The 19,220-nt window shown below is 66.5% G+C and carries 13 protein-coding genes; 5 read left to right on the forward strand and 8 right to left on the reverse strand.

The annotated features are described in order from the left end of the window. The first annotated feature begins 357 nt into the window (after positions 1 to 357). Positions 358 to 2,568 (forward strand): HelD family protein, encoded by a 2,211-nt coding sequence (locus ACW4QM_RS00785; protein ID WP_161127734.1) that lies wholly within the window; start codon positions 358 to 360, stop codon positions 2,566 to 2,568. A 582-nt stretch (positions 2,569 to 3,150) separates the two neighbouring features. Here the strand turns inward: ACW4QM_RS00785 and ACW4QM_RS00790 are convergent. From ACW4QM_RS00790 to ACW4QM_RS00810, 5 genes are all read right to left on the reverse strand, one after another. Then, entirely contained in the window at positions 3,151 to 3,582 is a 432-nt protein-coding gene (locus tag ACW4QM_RS00790; protein WP_114549142.1) for a hypothetical protein, read from the reverse strand. 12 nt (positions 3,583 to 3,594) lie between these two features. Continuing rightward, positions 3,595 to 4,032: a LytTR family DNA-binding domain-containing protein gene (locus tag ACW4QM_RS00795; RefSeq protein WP_114539250.1), complete on the reverse strand. Its 438-nt coding sequence runs from the start codon at positions 4,030 to 4,032 to the stop codon at positions 3,595 to 3,597. 283 nt (positions 4,033 to 4,315) lie between these two features. Beyond that, complete coding sequence (locus ACW4QM_RS00800; RefSeq protein ID WP_161127948.1) at positions 4,316 to 5,887, reverse strand: C69 family dipeptidase; 1,572 nt, start codon at positions 5,885 to 5,887, stop codon at positions 4,316 to 4,318. 157 nt (positions 5,888 to 6,044) lie between these two features. Further along, positions 6,045 to 7,403 carry an MFS transporter gene (locus ACW4QM_RS00805; RefSeq protein ID WP_161127947.1) on the reverse strand — a complete coding sequence of 453 codons (1,359 nt, stop codon included), beginning with the start codon at positions 7,401 to 7,403 and terminating at the stop codon, positions 6,045 to 6,047. A 51-nt stretch (positions 7,404 to 7,454) separates the two neighbouring features. Then, positions 7,455 to 8,300, reverse strand: coding sequence for a MerR family transcriptional regulator (locus ACW4QM_RS00810; RefSeq protein ID WP_161127946.1), 846 nt, complete (start codon positions 8,298 to 8,300; stop codon positions 7,455 to 7,457). 446 nt (positions 8,301 to 8,746) lie between these two features. Between ACW4QM_RS00810 and ACW4QM_RS00815 the strand changes: the two genes are divergently transcribed. The 4 genes from ACW4QM_RS00815 to ACW4QM_RS00830 all read left to right on the forward strand — a co-directional run bounded on the left by ACW4QM_RS00815 (position 8,747) and on the right by ACW4QM_RS00830 (position 16,528). Then, positions 8,747 to 9,052 carry a hypothetical protein gene (locus tag ACW4QM_RS00815; RefSeq protein ID WP_237974405.1) on the forward strand — a complete coding sequence of 102 codons (306 nt, stop codon included), beginning with the start codon at positions 8,747 to 8,749 and terminating at the stop codon, positions 9,050 to 9,052. Between the two features lie 29 nt (positions 9,053 to 9,081). Then, the gene (locus tag ACW4QM_RS00820) at positions 9,082 to 9,285 is read left to right on the forward strand and encodes a hypothetical protein (RefSeq protein ID WP_161127944.1); all 204 of its coding nucleotides are present in this window, start codon (positions 9,082 to 9,084) and stop codon (positions 9,283 to 9,285) included. Continuing rightward, complete coding sequence (locus tag ACW4QM_RS00825) at positions 9,282 to 14,396, forward strand: DEAD/DEAH box helicase (protein ID WP_237974404.1); 5,115 nt, start codon at positions 9,282 to 9,284, stop codon at positions 14,394 to 14,396. Before ACW4QM_RS00820 ends, ACW4QM_RS00825 begins: the two co-directional genes overlap by 4 nt. Before the next feature lie 554 nt (positions 14,397 to 14,950). Beyond that, on the forward strand, positions 14,951 to 16,528 hold the full coding sequence (locus ACW4QM_RS00830; RefSeq protein WP_237974403.1) for a helix-turn-helix transcriptional regulator: 1,578 nt from the start codon (positions 14,951 to 14,953) through the stop codon (positions 16,526 to 16,528). 12 nt (positions 16,529 to 16,540) lie between these two features. Here the strand turns inward: ACW4QM_RS00830 and ACW4QM_RS00835 are convergent, their stop codons facing one another. The 3 genes from ACW4QM_RS00835 to ACW4QM_RS00845 form a co-directional block, all read right to left on the reverse strand. After that, positions 16,541 to 17,062 carry an acyl-CoA thioesterase gene (locus tag ACW4QM_RS00835; protein ID WP_237974402.1) on the reverse strand — a complete coding sequence of 174 codons (522 nt, stop codon included), beginning with the start codon at positions 17,060 to 17,062 and terminating at the stop codon, positions 16,541 to 16,543. An 86-nt stretch (positions 17,063 to 17,148) separates the two neighbouring features. Then, on the reverse strand, positions 17,149 to 17,460 hold the full coding sequence (gene rhaM, locus ACW4QM_RS00840; protein WP_157012567.1) for an L-rhamnose mutarotase: 312 nt from the start codon (positions 17,458 to 17,460) through the stop codon (positions 17,149 to 17,151). Positions 17,461 to 17,685: 225 nt separating this feature from the next. Further along, the gene (locus ACW4QM_RS00845) at positions 17,686 to 19,053 is read right to left on the reverse strand and encodes an ATP-binding protein (protein ID WP_288219798.1); all 1,368 of its coding nucleotides are present in this window, start codon (positions 19,051 to 19,053) and stop codon (positions 17,686 to 17,688) included. Between the last annotated feature and the right edge of the window lie 167 nt (positions 19,054 to 19,220).

Raw genomic sequence — 19,220 nt, forward strand, 5'->3', positions numbered from 1 at the left:
CGCCGCGGTCGACAGCGGCATCGGGCGCCGCAGTCGGCGACGCTTTTGACGCCACGTAAACGCTGAGTTCCATGCTAAGGGAAGTTGTCCCTGCTGACGTCTGGCTGCTGCCCCTTGGCATCAAACGGTAAACGACTCGCTACAGCCATACCGTCTTAGCATGGGAAGCGAAGTTGCGCGAATTTTGTGGAGGTCGGTGCGGTGGCGACTGGTGCTCAGGCGCGGGGCCGCTAGCATAGCGTTTCCCCTTGACGTCGGCGCATCTCACGGCTTCGACCTCTCAGGTTTCCCGGACGGGGCTCAGCGAGGGCCGAGCCGTCCGCGTTTCGCGAAATCTGGACGAGGAAGGAGAAGGCTGTGGATGCGGAACATGACGAAGCCCTGCTTCGGTCTGCAGACGCAGATGCCGATGCGGACACCGATGGAGGATCCCCTAGCATAGAAGCGGAAGAGCAAGCCCACCTTGACGAGGTGTTGGGTGCGGTGCGCGCGGCCGTCGATCGAGCGCGCGGGTTGGCCGAGCGTACGGAGGCGAGCCATCGCGAGGCGGGGGCGCAGCTGGCGGCCTCGCGTGGCGAATTGGCGCCGGAGGAGGCGCATCTTTCTGCCTATGAGCTGAACCGCATGGACGCCCAGGCCGCTTTGGCCCATCGCTCCCGAGGCCGGTTGGAGAAGCTGCTCGATTCGCCCTACTTCGCCCGGGTCGATTTCGTCGAAGGCGAGGAAGGGGCGTCCTCATCTGCCGGTTCGGCCGAAGGCGAGACGGCGGCCGCACGCCAGATCACCTACCTCGGGCGCTTCGCCCTCACCTGGGAGAACCAGGCGCTCATCTCCGATTGGCGAAGCCCGGTGGCCGCGCTGTTCTACGACTTCGAGCCGGGGCCGGCCGCCTTCGAGGCACCGGCCGGGCGCCGGGAGGGAACGCTCGCGCTCAAGCGGCAGATCTCCATCGAGGAGGGGCAGCTGCGCTACGCGGTGGACTCCAGCTCCAGCGTGCGCGACGAGGTACTCGCGACGGTTCTCGGGCGCACGTCTGACGCGAAGATGCATGATATCGTCTCCTCCATCCAGCGCGAGCAGAACGCCGTCATTCGCGATGAGGCGCCCGGCACGCTTATCATTCAGGGCGTGGCCGGCTCGGGCAAGACTTCCATCGCGCTGCACCGGGTTGCCTACCTGTTGTATCGCCAGAAAGAGCGGCTGACCTCGCAGTCGGTGGCCATCCTCTCGCCGAGCCGGGTGTTCTCCGACTACATTTCCGGGGTGCTGCCGGAGCTGGGCGAGGAGCCAGTGCGGCAGTGGAGCCTGCACGACTTGGCGGCCCTCCTTTTGGAAGGGATCACGAAAGTGGCGCTCCCGGTGTCGGCTGCCGATGAGGCCGACCCGGTTCGGGCGGCCCGTGCTGCCGCCAAGGGCACCGAGGCGTTCGCTGCCTCGTTGACGGCGTGGCTCGGCGCTCAGCTGGGGGAGAAGGGCTCCGGCGATGGGAAGGTGGCGGCATCGGAGCTCTTCGAGCCGCGCGACTTGGCCGTCGGGGGCGACGTGGCCGAGGCGTCCTGGCTCGCCGAGCGCTTTGCGGCTTACGCGCCGGTGCCCTTCGATGAGCGCCTCGACCTTATCGCCGGCGACGCGTTGGAGTTGGCCCATGGCAAGACCTTCGGCCGCTATGTCCACACCATGCCGACGCGCCGCGAGCTGCGCGGGCGGCTCCTGCGCATGATGCGGGCCAAGAACCCGCTGGCGCTGTACAAGCGCTTTTTAGCCGACACGGGCCAGAGCGCCCTGTTTAAGGCGCCGGCCAAGGGCGTGGTGGAATGGGAGGACGCCTTCCCCGTCGTGCTGTGCGCCCTGGCCTTCGCGGGCCCCGACGGATTCGCCCCCACTTCTGCCATGCGCCATCTGGTCATCGACGAGATGCAGGATCTGACGCCGGTGCAGCACGAGGCCATCTCCCGCCTGTTCCGCTGCGATCGCACTATCCTGGGGGATGTGAACCAGCTCGTGGACGGCCGTGCGGTGTCGGCGCCCGAGGCGGTGGCGGCCCATTATCCGGGCGCGCGGGTGGTGCGGCTCATGACGAGTTACCGTTCGACCAGCGAGATCACCGAGCTGGCCGCCCGGGTGATGCCCGTTGCGGGTCTCGTCGCCGTCCAGCGCCATGGGGAGGCGGTGCGCTTTGCGCGCTGCGGCGACACCGTGGGGGTGCTCGCGGCGGTGGACGAAGCCATCGAGCGGTGGCGTGCCTCGGGGCGGCGCACCTTGGGAGTCATCGCGAAATCGGACTTCCTCGCCGCCCGCTACGCTGAGCTCATTGCGCGCGATCACGACCTTACGCTGCTCACCGATGAAACGGACGCCTACCCGGGCGGTATCGTCGTCAGCTCGGTGCGCCTAGCCAAGGGCCTCGAGTTCGACGAGGCGGTGCTGCTGGACGCCGACGGCCGCCAGTACGCCACCGAGGCCGATCGCAACCTGCTCTACGTGGCCGTCACCCGCGCCATGCACGCCCTGACCGTCCTCTACCGCGACGAACCGAGCCCGTTTCTGGGGGAGAAGCGGCTGCGTTAGGCCAAGCGCGGGCGGCCAAGCGGATCGGTTCTATTGCCCCAGCCCCATATCTGCAAGCGCTACGAGGCGGCACCCGCAGGCGGCGGCTTCGGCTCGGCAGGCGTCGGTAAAGCCGCTTTTCGAGAAGAGGAACAGCCGCTGTTTGTCGGCGCTCCCGATAAGGGTTTTGTATAGTCACGATTATAATAAACGTAACTATACAAAACTAGTACCGCTTGTACAGGAGAATCGGCCTCAGCACTTGCCTGGAATGAGGCGATGCCGCAGCTCTTTCTAGGGAAGAGACGGACGCGTTGGCCAAGCTTGTTATATTGTGGCGGGTCGACGCGCTTGGATCCGCTAAGAGCCAGTATGCGAAATTGGTCGGACGCCGAGTTGTCAGAATTTGTATCAAAATCTGCACTTATCAGCGTCCTGGATTGAAAAAAGCCGTCGAAATTAACGTAGAACAATATAGTAATTGACTGTAGGAGCCTTCCAGACGCTGATAAGTGCAGATTTCCTACTAAATCGGCGCACTCGGCCTTCCGGGCGGGGAAAGCGCGGACGAGGACCGACGTAATCGCTTCTCGTCGCGATGGCCTACTCTTTCCGGCCTTCGCGGTAGCGGGCGAGGGCGGCGTCGAAGCTGCCGGCGGTGCGACGGTAGTAGATAGTGTAGCCGGCGGTGATGGCGGCCAGGGTGACCAGGTAGATGGCAACGAAGCTGACCCAGGCGCCGATGTTGTCCAGGGGGAACCAACCGCCGAGCGCGGCGCACAGGACGAGCGCCGGAAGGCCCGTCAGGCCGAACCCGGCGATGCGTGCGGGGTAGCTCAATCGCCCGATGACCGCCTCGGTAAACCAGAATGCCTGCAGGGCGCACAGGGCCAAGGCGGCGGCGAGCAGCGAGAGCGTGATGACGATGCCCTCGACGGGCCCGGCGAAGATGAGGCCGGCTGTGCACCAGAGGGCCATGGCGACGGTGAAGGTGATGCAGGCGCGGACAAAGGCGCTCTTGACGATGTTTCTCATGGCGAATCCTTTCTACAGCCCGATCTTCTGCTTGATGGCCGGGGCGTACTGGCGCGAGGCGATGACGGATTCGCCGTTATCGAGTACCAGCTCCAGCCGGGCGTTCAGGTAGGGGCGAAGCGCCCGCACGTGGTCGAAGTTCACGATGAGAGATTTCGAGGCCCGCACGAACTCGGTGCCGGCGAGGGCCTCTTCCAGCTCGTAGAGGCGCAGCGGGCTCTCCAGCACGCGGTCGCGGCCGTAGAGGAAGGTGCGGCCGTCGACGGTTTCCGCGTACAGCACTTCCGACGGTTCCACGATGAACGTGCCTGTGCCGTCGGTGCCGAGAAGCCGGCAATCCACTGCGTTCGCGGTCGCCATGATGGCCCGCACCCGCCGGTCGATGGCCGGGCAGCGGATGGTGACCTCCGCCTCTTCTAAGTCGGGCCGCTCTTCCACGGTCAGCTTCACGGGCGCTCCTTTCCGTCTCCTGTCCGTAGCGCTAGTGTGCCTCGACGGGGCAGCGACGGCAAGGGGGCGCCGCTTCACTTGCACGAGAAGAGCCCTGTGTTGCAGGGAGAGGGGAGCGAGTGGGTCGTGAATGCGAAAAGGGTCGTGAATGCGAAAGAACCGTGAATGCGAAAGAACCGTGAATGCGAAAAGGCCGGCCTCGGCGTCGCCAGCGAATGGCGAGGCGCCGGGGCCGGCCCCAATCAGGCATTGGCGTTGCGCTCGGGGGCGCAACGGCGCGCTCTCAGTGGTCGTTCATGTTGAAGGCGTTCTTCATCGTGACCGTGCGCTGGTCGAGCACGGTGCCGAGCAGGGCACGGGTCTGCGTTTGCACGCTATCGACGAGCGCCTGATTCGCGCGCTCGAGCTCGGCGATCACCGTCGGATCGTCCATATCGTCCAGGTTCGCCTTGCCTTCGGCGGCGAGCTTCTCAAGCGCGGCGTCGGTCTCGCGCAGCGACTGGTAGCCCTGGGCCATGGTGTTCAGGCGGTAGCCCTGGATGGCCTCGTAGCTCTCGAAGAACTGCGGGTCGGAAAGACCTGCCAACAGGCGGTTGTTCCAGTAGAGGCTGTCGGTGGTCACTTCCGTGGGGGTGTCCAGGTAGGCGGGGAGCTCCTTCACGTTCGCGTACAGGGCCACGGCGGTGTTGAAGGGGCCCGACGCCGGGGCGAACCAGTGCACGCCGCGCAGCGCCTTGGGTGCGTTCGGGCGAATGCACAGGATGGAGCACTCGGAGGTGCGGTCGATGCCGACGTAGCGGTACTGGTGGCGCGTCTCTGGCGTGCCCTTGGTGCCGTAGGGATCGTACTCGGTGCCGTCGTAGGTGGTGGCGAGCAGGTCCTTCACATCCGACGCCGACAGCTTCTTGTCGGGGCGCATGGCCCAGGGGATGTCGAGACTCTCGGGGCCGAATTCGGGCGCGGGCCCGGCAAAGCGCGGGTCGGAGGGCGTCAGGCGGCTGCACAGGTACCACTTGCGCGGGGCGTTGTACAGCTGGTCGAGCCAGGTGTAGGTGGAAAACGCGATGCGGGCGTTGAAGTAGCGCGGCAGTCCCTCGACGGTCTCGCCGGCATCGTCCTCGTGGGAGGGCATATCCATGAGCAGGTCGTTCTCGCGGATCCACTGGGCCAGATCGGCGCTGCACATGTAGTCGTGCTGATCGCCCAGCGCGTCGGCCAAATCGAAGTGATCGATGCCTTGGCGGTTGGGCTGCACCACGTAGCAGTCGTCGGGCACGCGCCGTGCGATCCAATGGTGGCCGCCGATGTTCTCCCAGTACCAGACCTCGTCCGCGTCGCCGAAGGCCACGCCGTTGGTCTCGTAGGTGCCGTACTTCTCCACGAGCATGCCGAGGCGCGCAACGCCTTCGCGGGCGCTTTTGATATAGGGCAGCGTGATGGTGGGCAGGTTCTCCTCGCCAATGCCGCCGGGCACCTCGGACTTGTAGTTGGCGTCGCCGGGCTTTCCGACAGCGGGCTGGTAGGTGACGAGCGGGTCGGCGCCGAGCACGCGGGCGTTGGCCGAGATGGTCTCGGTGGCCGACATGGACACGTTCGCCGCGTTGATGCCGGTTTCGGCCCACACGCCATTTGCCGGGTCGGCGTTGGGCGTGCAGGTGTAGCGCAGAGGGTTGTCGGGCAGATCGATGGTCAGGTGGCTGGCCACGCCGGTGTAGGTGCGCGGCTGGTCTTCCGGCATGACCACGATCATCTTTTTCGGATCGAACGAGAAGTCCTCGCCGTCCTCGTTGCGGGCGACGATGGTGGAGCCGTCGTTGGTGGCGCGGCGGCCCACGAGAAGCGTTGTGCAAGCCATGGTGTCTCCTTGGTTGAGGGATAGTTCCTGATCTCATGGTGGCCCTGCAAAACGCCCGCCCGCAGCTCGCGGGCAACTTGTTCGGAGACCGTTGCCAGATGGCTGCGACGCCGAAAGCCAGCTGGTCGTACTGCTGGCTTTCGGGCGATGTGAGGTGCTAGATGCGCTCGGCGTCGGGAACGAAGGGAATGGGGTCGGGATGGCTCTCCTTGTCGTCCAGGTACTTCAGGCTGTGGGTGTTGAGGGCCCACACGGTGATGAGCATCCAGCAGCCGGCGAGGGCCAGGGCGGCCACGGACACTCCGGCGCCCTCCACGACGAGCGAGGTGGCGAAGACGGCCACGGGCGCGGCGGCCAGGGTGAGCGAATTCTGCGTGCCGAGGGTGCTTCCTCGATTTTCGGCGGGAATGCGGTCGAAGATGAAGAAGCCGAGCAGGGCCGAGATGGGGCCGGCCGAAAGACCCAGCATGAGCGCGCTCGCGATGAGCAGCGGGAGCGACGGCAGAAGGCCCAGCCCCAAGATTCCCAAGGCCATGCCGGTGAGCGATAGGATGTACCAGGTGCGGCGACGCAGCTTGTGGGCGAGCGCCGCGTAGCCGAGCGAGCTAGCGAGCATGCCGGCGGACATGGCCGACAGCACGTAGCCGAGCAGCTCGGGGCTGTTCGCGGCAGTGAAGTGCACCGGCAGGACGAGGCCTTGGAAGGAGCCCATGACCATGACCACGCCGAAACTGATGAGCATGGACGAGCGCAGAAGCGTGTCGCTCGCGAACAGCACGCGCACCCCGTCGCGCAGGGCGTTCCACGCGCCGGGCAAAAGGCTGCGTCGGGGCTGCGTGCCCGCAGTGCCGATGCGTGTGGCGGCCGGGTTGGCAGCGTAGGCGGCCGCGCCGCAGACGGCGCCGAGGGAGCGGGGCAGCGTGAGGGTGATGAGCGCTGCGGAAAGCGACATGGCGGCCGTGAACCACAGGGCGTTCACGCTTCCCGCTGCGCCCATGAGGAAGGCGGCCAGGGCCGGGCCGACAATGACCACGAGGGAATCGAGGGACTGGGTGAGACCCATGAACTTCTGCAGGCTGCGCCCGTCGCGCTCGCAGACGGCCGGTACGAGGGAGTCGCGGGCCGTCATGCCGGGGATGTCGCCGATGGCGCCGAGAAGGCCGAGGGCCACGAACCAGCCGAAGGAGAGGCCCCACACCATGTCGACCACGGGAAGCAGGGCCACGCTGGCCGCCGACAGAATGTCGGAGACGATGGAGACGTTGCGGCGGTTGAAGCGATCGGTGAGCGCGCCGCCGATAAGGCCGATGACGAACTGGGGCACGGCGCAGATGAGCGCGAGGGTGCCGGCTGCCAGGGCGTCGCCCGTGGTGGCGAGCAGCACAAGCGGCAAGATGACGCCGGCCACGGAGTTGCCGAGAAGCGAACAGGCGCAGGAAAGCAGGTAGCAGGGGGCGGTCTTGCGCGGCCGGTACGGTTTGCGGGGCCGACGGAATTTCGGGGACGCGAGGGTCATGGCGGGGCCTTTCTCGAACGGGGGATCGCGGGTTCGAGAGGCCAGTTAAAACTATGACGTTACGTTGGGGTCAAGCGGCTCGTGGATGACTTGTGAAGGGGCGGCGGCCGCCTTCTCCCTTTGCGCCCGCTCGGCCATGACGGCCTCGATGCCGCGTTCGATGCGCCCGTACACGTCCTGCTGGGCCTCGTTGTAGTCCGCGAAGGCGATCTCGTCCAGGAACCGCTCGCGGTCGGTTGGGGGCCGCAGCCAGTTGGCGGCGTCGAAGCAGGCGATGACGGGGGCGAGTGCCGCGAGGGAATCCTCGGCGAGGGCCGCCCGCTCCCGCTCGGGGGCATCGGGCGTAAGAGCGTCCAGCCTGCGATCGAGCTCTTCCATGGCTTCCACGAGGTTCTCGCTTGAAATGCGTTCCACCACGCGCTCCAGCTCGCCGAGCGCCTCGTCGTCGTACAGGTGCCCGGCGACGATGAGAGCGGTGCGGTCGGCAGCTCGGGCGTCGACGAGGGTGTCCACGCCGGAGAGCATGCGCAGGATGCGGGCGAAGCGCACGGGCAGGTCGGGGTCGAGGTGCTCCGCGCGCAGCTCGGCGATGGTGCGCCGCTGCTCTTGCAGACGCTCGATCTCCAAGGCCAGTTCGCGGTCGAGCTCGTCCAAGGCGCTCGCGGATGTCGCGTTCCCCTCGACATCCATCTCGTCCAGAACATCTCCGATGCGCGAAAGGGGAAAGCCCAGGCCGGCCAGGCGCTTGATGCGCAGCACGCGGGCCACGTCGGCGGGGGAGTAGTCGCGGTACCCGTTGGCCCGCCGCGGCGGCTCGGACAGAAGCCCCAGCTGGTGGTAGTGCCGCAGCGTGCGCACGGTCACGCCCGCCAATTTCGCCACCTCGTTGCTATGCACCGATTTCCCCCTTGCGGTCGTTCACGTTTCATTAGACGCCTCCATTGTAATGGCTCTTCGGGCGCCTGTCCTCGGAAAGGAGAAGCGGCGCCCCGGAGAGACTTCGGCTCGGCTTCATAGGCAAGTTGGCAAAACTCACTCTTGACAAGAACATCCGTTCCCTTATAATGAACGAAAACAAATGTTCTAAAGGCTGGGTATATCCCTAACTTCTGTGCTCGAAGGACAGCCGTCCGATGTAAAGGAGGCTGTCATGGGCCGTTTTCCCTCACATTTTCTCAGACGGTTTCAGCGAGGCAACGCTTGTTGATGGCTGTTGCCGAGCCGTTCGCCCTGCAGTATAATTTCGTTTAACGAAAGTAGGTAGCTGTACTGCTGATATACCATGCTTTCACGCCGCCTACAAAAAGTGTTCTCCGGGAACTCGGACTTGCAAGGAGGCAGTAATGTCCAAAAAGGATTTTGAGAACATGTCCCAAAAAGAAATTGAAGACTATTTTGGAGTAACCCGGGAGGAGATTGAGGCTCTTGCTGCTCCATGGGATGCCGGAGGCGTTGATGGCGTGTCGGTGGGGGAGGTGATCGTCGGGCGACCCCTTAAGTTCGGGGAGCATTTGAGGCTCGTGGGCTTTAAGGAGACCGAGCAGAAGATCGAGCGCATGGATAAGCGGGCGGATAGCTTGGGCATGAAGCGCTCCGACTATTTGCGATGGCTCGTCGACAAAGATCTCGCCGCTGCCGATGTCGCCTAAGTTTTCGCGTGCGTGGAAGGGGAATGGGAATGGGAATGGACGATAGCGAGCGCCTCGCGCGGTTCGAGGCGGTGCTGGCCGCTCTGCTGGCAGAGCAGGAGTCGGTGTGTGCGACTCTTGAGGGCTTGCGGGCCCAAGACAAGACGCGCACGGCCACCTACCAGCAGCTGACGGCGCGCAAGCTGGCGCTGAAATCGATGCTGGGCGCCTTCGAGGAGCAGGGGCTTCTGTGAGTGCGGCGCTGGATGCGCGGGGAAGAGCCGTCGCGGGCATAGATGCTGAGAGGGGGGCCGTCGAAGGCTTAGAGGAGAACGGTCTTGAGCTGTTTTCCCGTTCGGTGCACCGCTGGTTCGCCGATGCCTTCGGGGCACCCACGGCGGTGCAGGCCGAGGCATGGCAGGCTATCGCTCGGGGCGAGAATGCGCTCGTGATAGCGCCGACGGGCTCGGGCAAGACGTTGGCGGCGTTTCTGTGGGCGATCGACGCGCTCATGGGCGAGAAGGCGCGGGTCGCTGAAGCGGGCGAGAAGTGGGTCCGCGGCGTGCGCGTGCTGTACGTGTCGCCCCTGAAGGCCCTTGGCGCCGATGTGGATCGCAACTTGCAGGGGCCGCTTTCGGCTATCTCCGAGCTGGCGGCCGTCGAGAGCGCGCGCCGTGGCGCGAAGGCCCCCGAAATCCGCACGGCCATGCGCACCGGCGACACCCCCGCCGACGAGCGTCGCAAGATCGCTCGTAATCCGCCTGATATTCTCATCACGACACCGGAGTCGCTGTACCTCATGCTCACGTCGGCGGCCCGAGAGGCGCTGCGCACAGTTGAGACGGTCATCGTGGACGAGGTGCACGCCCTGGCCGGCGACAAGCGAGGGGCGCATCTGTCGCTTTCGTTGGAGCGGCTGGACGATTTGCTGGAGGCTCCGGCCCAGCGCATCGGGCTGTCGGCCACGGTGCGCCCGCGCGACGAAGTAGCCCGGTTCCTCGGCGGTGCGCATCCGGTGACCGTGGTGGCCACCGAAGCGCCCCCGAGCCTCGACCTTTCGGTGCGCGTGCCCGTGCGCGACATGACGGCCGTCCCCGCCTTCGGGGGATTTGCCGGCGCCGGCGACGGCACGCGGCAGCGGGGCGCCGGTCCGCGCCGGGCGCCCGTCGAGAACGCGTGGAAGTCCGACCGGGCGCTTCGGGCCGTCATGGCCGAGGGCGCCTCGCCCGCGCCGCATCCTGACAGCCGCCTGGGCAGCTCCTCTATCTGGCCTCATATCGAGGCGGCCATTCTCGACGAGGTGCTGGCCCATAAATCCACCATCGTCTTCGTGAACTCGCGCGGTTTGTGCGAGAAGCTGACGGCGCGGCTGAACGAGCTGTACGCGAAGCGCCTCGGTCTGGACGCGCCCCATTCCGAGGTGGCCGGCTTCTGGGCGGCCGCGGGCAGCGGGGAAGCGACGGCTTTCGGCGATGATGCGGTGCGCGGCGTGCCCACGGGCTCCGATGCCATGCGGGGGGCACCGGGGGCGAGCTTCCGTTCCGACATCGGCTCTACCACGGCGTTGGTGACCGAGCCCGCGGTGGTCATCGCGAAGGCCCACCACGGCTCGGTCTCCAAGGAGAAGCGGCTGCAGGTGGAACGGGAGCTGAAGGCAGGAGAGCTGCCCTGCGTGGTGGCCACTTCCAGCTTGGAATTGGGCATCGATATGGGTTCCATCGATTTGGTACTGCAGGTGGCCGCTCCTCCCTCGGTGGCCAGCGGGCTGCAGCGCGTGGGACGGGCGAACCACCGGGTGGGCGGCCGCTCCCAGGGCTTCATCTTCCCGCGCACCCGGGTGGAGGTCATCGATGCCGCCGTCATGGCCGAGGGTATGGAGGCCGGTGCCATCGAGAGCACGCGTCTCGTGCGCAACGCGCTGGACGTGCTGGCCCAGCAGACCGTGGCCGCCGTGGCCATGGCGCCGGACGGTTTGGCGGCCGACGGGTGGCTCGCCTGCGTGCGACGGTCGGCCTGCTATGCCGATTTGGGCCGACGCTCCTTCGAGGGGGTGCTCGACATGCTCGCCGGGCGCTACGGTTCGGGCGAGGTGGCCGAGTTCGCGCCGCGCATCCTGTGGGATCGCGAGACGGGGCTGCTCACGCCGCGTCCCGGTTCCCAGCGCCTGGCCGTAACGGCGGCGGGCACCATTCCCGACCGCGGCATGTTCTCGGTGGTACTGCCCGAGGGCGACGCCCGTCAGGGGCGTCGGCGTGTGGGCGAGTTGGACGAGGAGATGGTGATGGAGTCGCGGGTGGGCGACATCATCGCTCTGGGCACGAGCACCTGGCGCATCAAGGAGATCGGCGCCGACCGGGTTATCGTGGAAGCGGCGCCGGGACGCGCTGCGCGACTGCCTTTCTGGCACGGCGAGGCCATTGGTCGCCCCTACGAGACGGGCCGCGCCCGGGGGGCCCTTGTGCGCGCCCTCGACGGCGGTATTGCGCGCACTGCCGAGCGGGATGAGGCCTTGGTCGAGCATGTGGAAGAGGGCGCCATGGCCCCGGCGCTGCGCGATCGCCTGACGGCCGACGGGCTGGACGAGGACGCCCGGTGCAACCTGGCGGCCCTCATAGAGGCCCAGCGCGCCTGTACCGGGGCGGTGCCCACGGATCGGCGACTCGTGGTGGAGACCTGCCCCGATGAAACGGGCGATATGCGCGTTATTCTGCATTCCCCCTTCGGTCGCCGCGTGCACGAGCCCTGGGCGCTGGCCGTGGCCCATCGCGTTACCACTGCGCTGGGCTTCGACCCGCAGGCGGTGGCCTCTGACGACGGCATCGTGCTGCGCGTGCCCGCCGCCGAGGACGCCCTGCCAGGAAGCGATCTGTTCCGTTTCGATTCCGACGAGCTGGAATCCATCGTGCGCGAACGCGTGGGGTTCACGGCCCTGTTCGCCGCCCGTTTCCGCGAATGCGCGGCCCGGGCCCTGCTCATGTCGCCGACGGCCCCGGGCAAGCGGGCGCCTTTATGGCAGCAGCGTCTCAAGGGCGGACAGCTTTTGGAGGCGGCCCGGCGCGAGGAGGATTTCCCCATTATCTTGGAAGCTTTGCGCGAGTGTCTGCAGGACGTGTTCGACCTGTCGGCCCTGTGCGAGGTGATGGACGGTCTTGCCTCGGGTTCCATCAAGATGAGCGAAGTTCGCACGGCCGCCCCGTCACCGTTCGCGGCGCCGCTCGTGTTCGGGTATTTGGGCGAGCACCTCTACGAGGGCGATCTGCCCCATGCCGAGCGGCAGGCGTCGCTTCTGTCCGTGGATCCGACGCTTCTGAGCGAGCTTCTGGGCACCGGTGCTGTGGAAGATATGCTGGATACAGAGGTGGTGGCGCGCACCGTGGCCGAGCTGCAGCGGACGGCCGATGGTTGGAAGGCGCGGGGCGCGGAAGGCGTGGCCGATCTTCTGCGGGAGTTGGGGCCGCTCACGGTGGAGGAGGTCGCTGCGCGCACTGAGAACGGCGAGGCGGGCGCTCTTTCCGCGGGCGCTGATGCGGCTGCTCTTCTTGCTAATTTGGAAGCGGACCGGCGGGCTTTCCCCGCCGTCATCGGCGGAGCGGAAAGATGGGTCGCCGCCGATGACGGCCCGCGTTTGAGCGCGGTGCTCGGCATTGCGGTTCCCTCCTGGGCTCAGAGGGAGGGAAAGCTGTCCCGCCCCCTGGATGGCCTCGCGGCCCGCTTCGCCCGCACCCACGGGCCTTTCGATAGCGAAGAGGCCGCTTTTAGCCTGGGGGTCGGCGTGGCGCTTGCGGCGGAGTCATTGGAGCGGTTGGCCGCCGAGGGGCGTCTCGTGCGCCTCGGGCCCGACCGCTGGGCGGACGGCACCGTGCTCGCCCGCTTGCGCAGCCGATCCCTCGCCCGGGCCCGCGAGGCGGTGCGCCCCGTTCCCGCCGACGCCTATGTGCGCTTTCTGCTGGATCGCCAGGACGTCGCGCGCACCGGTGAGCCGACGCTTGCGGGCATCGACGGCGTAGCCCAGGTCATCGCGCAGTTCGAGGGCGCGGCCCTTCCCATGGAACAGTGGGAGAGAGAGGTGCTGCCCGCGCGCGTGCCCGACTATCGGCCGGCCATGCTGGACGAGCTCATCGCCGCCGGCGAGGTGCTGTGGGCGGCCTCTACTGTGGGGGAGGCGCATCCCATCTCGTTCTTCCCGACGGACTCGCCCCTGGCGCCGCTGCCCGTTGACGCCCAGGCCGGGGTGGCGGAGGCCTCCGCGGCCGAGCCGGGGGAGTTGGAGGATCCTTCGCTGGACGCCATCGTGCGCCACGTGCTGGTCGCCCAAGGGCCGCTCACGTTCCGTGCTTTGACGGATGGCGCCGCGCAGCTCGCCGGGCCTGCGGCACGCACGGATCGCGAGGTGGCCGAGGCGCTGCAGCGGCTCGTGTGGAAGGGGGAGGCGACCAGCGACGGGCTGGGCTTTCCCCGCGCCGGAGGGCTGGCCGCGGCAGCATCGGTGTCCGCAGCCGGCGGCCAGACGCCGCCGCCCTCGCGGCGGCGGGCGAGCAGCCGGCGGGGTCGGTCGCTCCACAGCGAGGCCCGCAGGGCCGCCCGTGCGGCCGTGGTGGGCCGCCAGGTTGCGTCGACCGCCTTCGACGCCGCTCTCGCCGGGCGCTGGTCGGCCTTGGCGCCGAGTGGCCAGAGTTCCACGGTGCAAGCGGTGGCTCTGGTGGAGTCGCTGCTCGACCGCTACGGCGTCGTGACGCGCGACATCGCGCTAGCGGCGGGCGTGCCCGGCGGCCTTTCGACGCTGTACCCGGTGCTCAGGGCCATGGAAGAGGCAGGCGATCTCGCGCGCGGCATGTTCGTAGAGGGCATGGGGCCGGCCCAGTTCGCCCAGCGCGAGACGGTGGAGGCCCTGCGCGCCTCCGCCCAGCCTGCGGACGCATCGGCGCCCGCCTCCCTCGTCGCGCTTCCCGCCGACGACCCGGCATGCCTCTTCGGTGCCGGCATTCCCTGGCCCGATGTGGCATGGGACGCGGCGGGCGAGGCCCCTGCGGCCGATTCCGCCCTCGTGGCCGCGCGGCCGTCCCGCCGCGAGGGGGCGCTCGTGGTCGTTGCCGACGGGGCGCCGGTGCTGTGGGCCGCACCGCGCCTGAAATCGCTGCTGGCGTTTTCTGCCGATGAAAAACTGCTGGAGGCGGCCGTTGCCGCCCTGGTCGCCTCGGTGCGCGCCGCCCTCAAGCGCGAGGGCGCCTCTGCCGCGCGTCGCAAGATCGTCGTCGAGCACTTCAACGGCCGCGACGTGCTGGCCACTCCGGCCGCTTCGTGGCTTCAGGGCGCCGGGCTCGTGCGCCTCCCCGACGGCTTCCGCCTCTATGCGAGCCCGTTCTAAAGCGACCTCGCCGAAAAAAAGAAGGGCCGCTGCGCCTCTCTCCGACGCGGCGGCCCTGCGATTCCGGCTGCGGTCCCCCTGATGATACGCAGCCGTTCCGAGTTAGCACGAGGTAAAGAAAGCGGGCGGCGGCCAGAAAGGAGAACCGCCGCCCCTCGAGTTCCCGGCGCGCTGCGCCGGGTTCCCGCATAGCCCTTGGTGAAGGCGGAGCGGCCTGGTCTCAATGGCCCCAGAAGACCAAGCTGTGGGAGTCCGCCTCCAAGAGGAACGACGTCTACTATAGGGGGCGCGGCCGTCGGGCGCCATCGCCGCTTATAGGTAAGGGCATCGCGCTTTTTAGGTATTGCGGCGCCGGAGCCGGAAAAGACTGCCGGCAGGTGCATTATCACAGGTCGGCCACGAGTTCCCGGATCGTCGGGCGCTATCTCGCGGCGATGCTAGAATCGGCGTTTGGAAGGGAACGCACCTGTTCGGTGCGCTGTGTCGCACGATCGCTCGGCGATGTGCGCACATCTCGTCTGTGCACTTGAGCGAAGAAAGGAGGCGGAAAGGCCATGGAAGGTTTTGCGTTGCGCGATGCGGGCGACGAGGCGCGCGCCCCGCTTGCCCTGCGCCCGGTGCACCTCGCCCTCGTCGCTTTCGTGGTCACGCTGCCCGCCTATGCGCCGACCATGGGGGCTTTTGCCGAGGCCCCTCAGTTCGAGGCAGTCGCCGACGTGTTTCTGTTCGCGCTGTTTCTCGCCGCCGTTACCTCGTCTGCCGTGGTGCTCCTGCGCGGTTTGCAGCGCCCGCGCAAGGTGTTCTCGCGCGCCCGGGTCACCACCATTGCGGCGGTGGCCTATCTGCTCGGCACGATGGGCGTTCTGGGGCTTCTGTTCGCCCCTGCGCCGCTGCCGGCGGCAGCCGTGGGCGCGGGGCTTTTGGCAGGGGCGGCGCTGCCCCTGCTGGTGGCCGAATGGGCCCGCGCTGTGGCCGTCCCCATCGATCAGGCCCTTGTCCTGTGCGCTTTCGTCGTGCTGAAGGCATCCTTCGTCGGTTGGATTCTCGCGCTGCTGCCGCTTTTGGTGCTCGTTCCCGTGTTCTGCCTGCTGCTCGTGGCGGGAGTCGTCGTGCCGCCGGTGGCCGCCCGCGTGGGCGACCCGGCGCTTCCCCTCGCCCGCCCCGCCGACACGATGCGCCGCCTCGTGTCGGTGACCTGGCTGCCTCTTTTGGGGTTCGCCGTGTACGCGTTCATGACCGACGTGATGGCCCATAGCGCCTTCGGCGTCGTGCAGGCGTCGTTTCTCGGTGGAGCTGTTGCGGCGCTCGTGATGTTCGGCGTCTGCTTTTTGTGGGGACGCACGCCCCTGCTGCCCTGGTCCTACCGCATCCTCGTGCCCCTTATGGCGGCGGCGTTTGTGGTATTGGGCGCGTTTCCCGCGGGCACGTTCCCGCGGGACGCCTCGGTGGTGGCCCTCTACGTGTTCTACATCGTCCTCGCCCTGCTGGGGTGCGCGGTGCTGCTCGCCGTGGTGCGCAATCGCGAGTTGCCGGCAAACGTGGCGTCGGGCTTCGCCTGCGGCGTGGCTGCGGGTGCGGCGCTTTTGGGACAGATTCTCTCCCAAGTGCTCGCGGTGACCGACGACTTCGCCCCGTGGCTTGCGGTACTCTCTGGCGCATTTGTGGCGGTGCTCCTGGTGTTTCTCGGCCGCACGTCGTGGAACGAGCTGGTGGCGCCTCGCGAGTCGGCTGCCGCGGAGGAGTCGGTTCTGGCCGCAGGATCGGGTGCTGGCGACGCCGCTGGCGGGGGTACCGCCGGCGCGGCTCGCGGAGAAGAGCCCGAGGGCGCAGGCGCTCCCGATGGCTTTGAGCCCTCCGGCCGCGCGGATGCGCCCGGCGATGCCTTCGAACTGGCCGAGTCGAGCATGCAAAGCACTCTGGAGGCCCGCTGCGCCGAGGTGGCGGCGGCCCGGGGCCTCTCTCCCCGCGAGGCCGAGGTGCTCGTGTTTCTGGCCCGCGGCTTCACGCCGGCCTACATCGCGAAGTCCCTCGTCCTCTCCATCTCGACGGTGTGCACCCACGTCCGCAACATCTACCGCAAGCTCAACGTCAACAAGCGCGAGGAACTCATCCACCTCATCGACGAGCGGTAGCCGTTGTGCTCCCTAGTCTTCTTCCACGATCTCGGCGTACTTGGCGTAGAGGTCGGGGAAGGTGCGGCGCAGACTCACGGGCTTGAAGGTGTCGCGCTCGACGACGCACACGGTGACGAGCGCGTCCACGAGCGGGGTCGCGCCCTCGCGCAGGTGGGGCTCGTGGCAGGAAGCTGCCGCAGTGCCCTCCGTGCCCGGATCGCCCTCGATCCCGTCAGCCGCCTCGCCTTCCGAAACATCTTCCGCCCGGTACACCTGCTGGCGGTAGACCGTGCGCATGGGCAGGTTCTTCGCGACCGACGTGCGCACGACGCCCGCCTCGCCGTAGCGCAGCGGCGCCTTGTAGTGGATCTCGATGTCGTGGATGGGGCTCATGTAGCCGGCCCCCTCGATGCGCTCCGCATAGGAGAAGCCCAGCGCGTCCAGGAAGTCGATGCGGGCGTCCTCGAAGTACAGCAGGTAGTTCGCATGGTAGACCACCCCCATCATGTCCGTCTCGCCGTACCGTACCTTGATGGGGGTGTGCACATGCATCTCTTCGCTCGCTTTCGCCGTTTCGCTTAGGTTCCAGCACGCATTATAGTGAAGGTTGCCCTCTTTTGGCCATTTCCCGCGACAGGCTAGTCCAAATGGAAGAGCACGGGCAAGTCCATCGAGACCGGCGAGTTGTCCTCGTTGGTCTCCATGATGTCGGCCATGAAGTCCCACCACTTCCGGTTGATGGCCGTATCGGCGCCGGCGGCCCACCGCTCGGGATCGTCGATCTCGATGTAGCCGAACAGCGTCAGCGTGTCCGGGTCCAGCGCGATGGTGTAGTTGCGGCCGCCGTGGGCGTGGATCATGTCGATCATCTCGGGCCACAGCTCGTTGTGCCGCCGCTCGTACTCCTCTTCCATGCCGGGGTACAGCTTCATCTTGAACGTCTTGATCATCGGGTGCTCCTTGGGCGAAGGGGGTTGGGCCCGCATGCAGCGGGCGCTTTCTGGGGGCTATGCTAGCGCGTTGCTCCGGGAAAACCGAGGGCGAGCGTGCCTTGCGATGAAACTGACAAAGTGGATATGGCCAATATGGCAAAAATGCAAAGTTGAAAAGAGGCGAAATGGCAAAAATGCAAAGTCCTGAAGCTGCAATGGGCGCAGCACCTAGGTCGCCTTCCGTCAGGGAAGCTCCACGACGAAGGAATCGGGAAGGGTGTCGGGTTTGAGGAAAGCGAGCATATACCAGGGCATGTAGGCGATGGCGCATTGGATGTCGCGCCCCTCGGGAATTTCCACTTCCACCGTCGTGTTCTCACGGCAGAAGACGTAGGCGAAATCGAGCCCCCACTCCTTGACGCGCAGGACGTTGTCGAGGGCGACGTGGGCGCGGAATATCCGGCCGGATTTCGCCTCGATGGGCACCACCTTACCGCTCTTCTGCACGACGAAATCTATCTCTCCGTGCTTGGCCTTCTCGTAGTAGAGCGCGTCGAATCCGTTGGCTGTGAGCATTTGGGCGAAGGCGTTCTCCAATATGGCGCCCCAGTTGATGTCAAGCTCTCCCTGGAGTACCTTGAACGGCACGCCGTCGCCGAGCATGGCGACGAGGAGTCCCGTGTCGCACAAAAACAGCTTGAAGACGCTGTGCTGGCGGTTGAGGCGCAGCGGTGCCACGAGCTCGGTCACGTTGTAACAGGGGATCGCCACGCCGGCGTCGGCCAGCCAGATGAAGTCGCTCTCGTAGCGCTCGCTGCGTGCCGACTTTGCGAGGTCGGAGAGCTTGAAGCGCTTGTTCTTCTTGCTGAGCTCAGCAGGGATAGCATCGAAGATAGCGCCGACGTGGGCCTTGTTGCGGGCGTACTTCACGATGTCGGCCCGGTACAGCTTTAAGATGTCCTTCTGGACGCTCTGCACTTGGGCGATGTCGCGGGTCTGGGCGAATCGGGCCACGGCGGCCGGCATGCCGCCCACTATCAAGTAGTACTTGAACAGCTCCATGAGCTTCTGGTGGATGACGGCGGGCACGGCGGCTTCTTCCTTGAAACACGCGCGCGCCATCTCGAGGGCTGTCTCGTTTTCTCCGAGGGCCCAGCAGAATTCCTCGAAGGAAAGGGGATAAAGCGTCAGCTCGCTCTCGTAGCCGACGGGGAGGGAGGGTACGTTTTCGTAGGTGACGCCGAGGAGAGAGCCGGACTCGATGTAATCGAAACGGCCGTCCTCCACGAGGAACTTGATGGCCGTGCGCGCCCGCGGGCACTCCTGGATCTCGTCGAGGAAAATGAGCGTGTCTCCCGGCGTGAGGGCGGTGCCGCTGAATGCGGAGAGCTGGGGGATGAGGGTATCGGCATCGAGGTTCCCCGCGAAGATGGCTTTCGCTTCGGGGGACTCAACGAAGTTGATCTCAATGGTGGTGCCGTAGTGCCTCTGGGCGAAGGCGCGGACGAGGTAGGTCTTTCCCACCTGTCGCGCGCCGTCCACAAGCAGAGCGCGGTGGTGGGGATCTTTCTTCCAACTTACAAGTCGCTCGTAGGCAGCTCGCTTCAGCATGATGCCTCCTTCGCCGCTGATTATAGCTTATCGTTAGTATGCGACGAAAATGAGAAAGTGTCCAGGGTACTTTGCGACGAAAATGAAAAAGTGACAGTTTGAAGTTGATAAAGAGAAAGGGCCAGCGCTAACTGGCCCTTCTAATTCAACTGCACCTGCGCCGCCCG

Source organism: Adlercreutzia sp. CNCM I-6207, assembly GCF_977072305.1.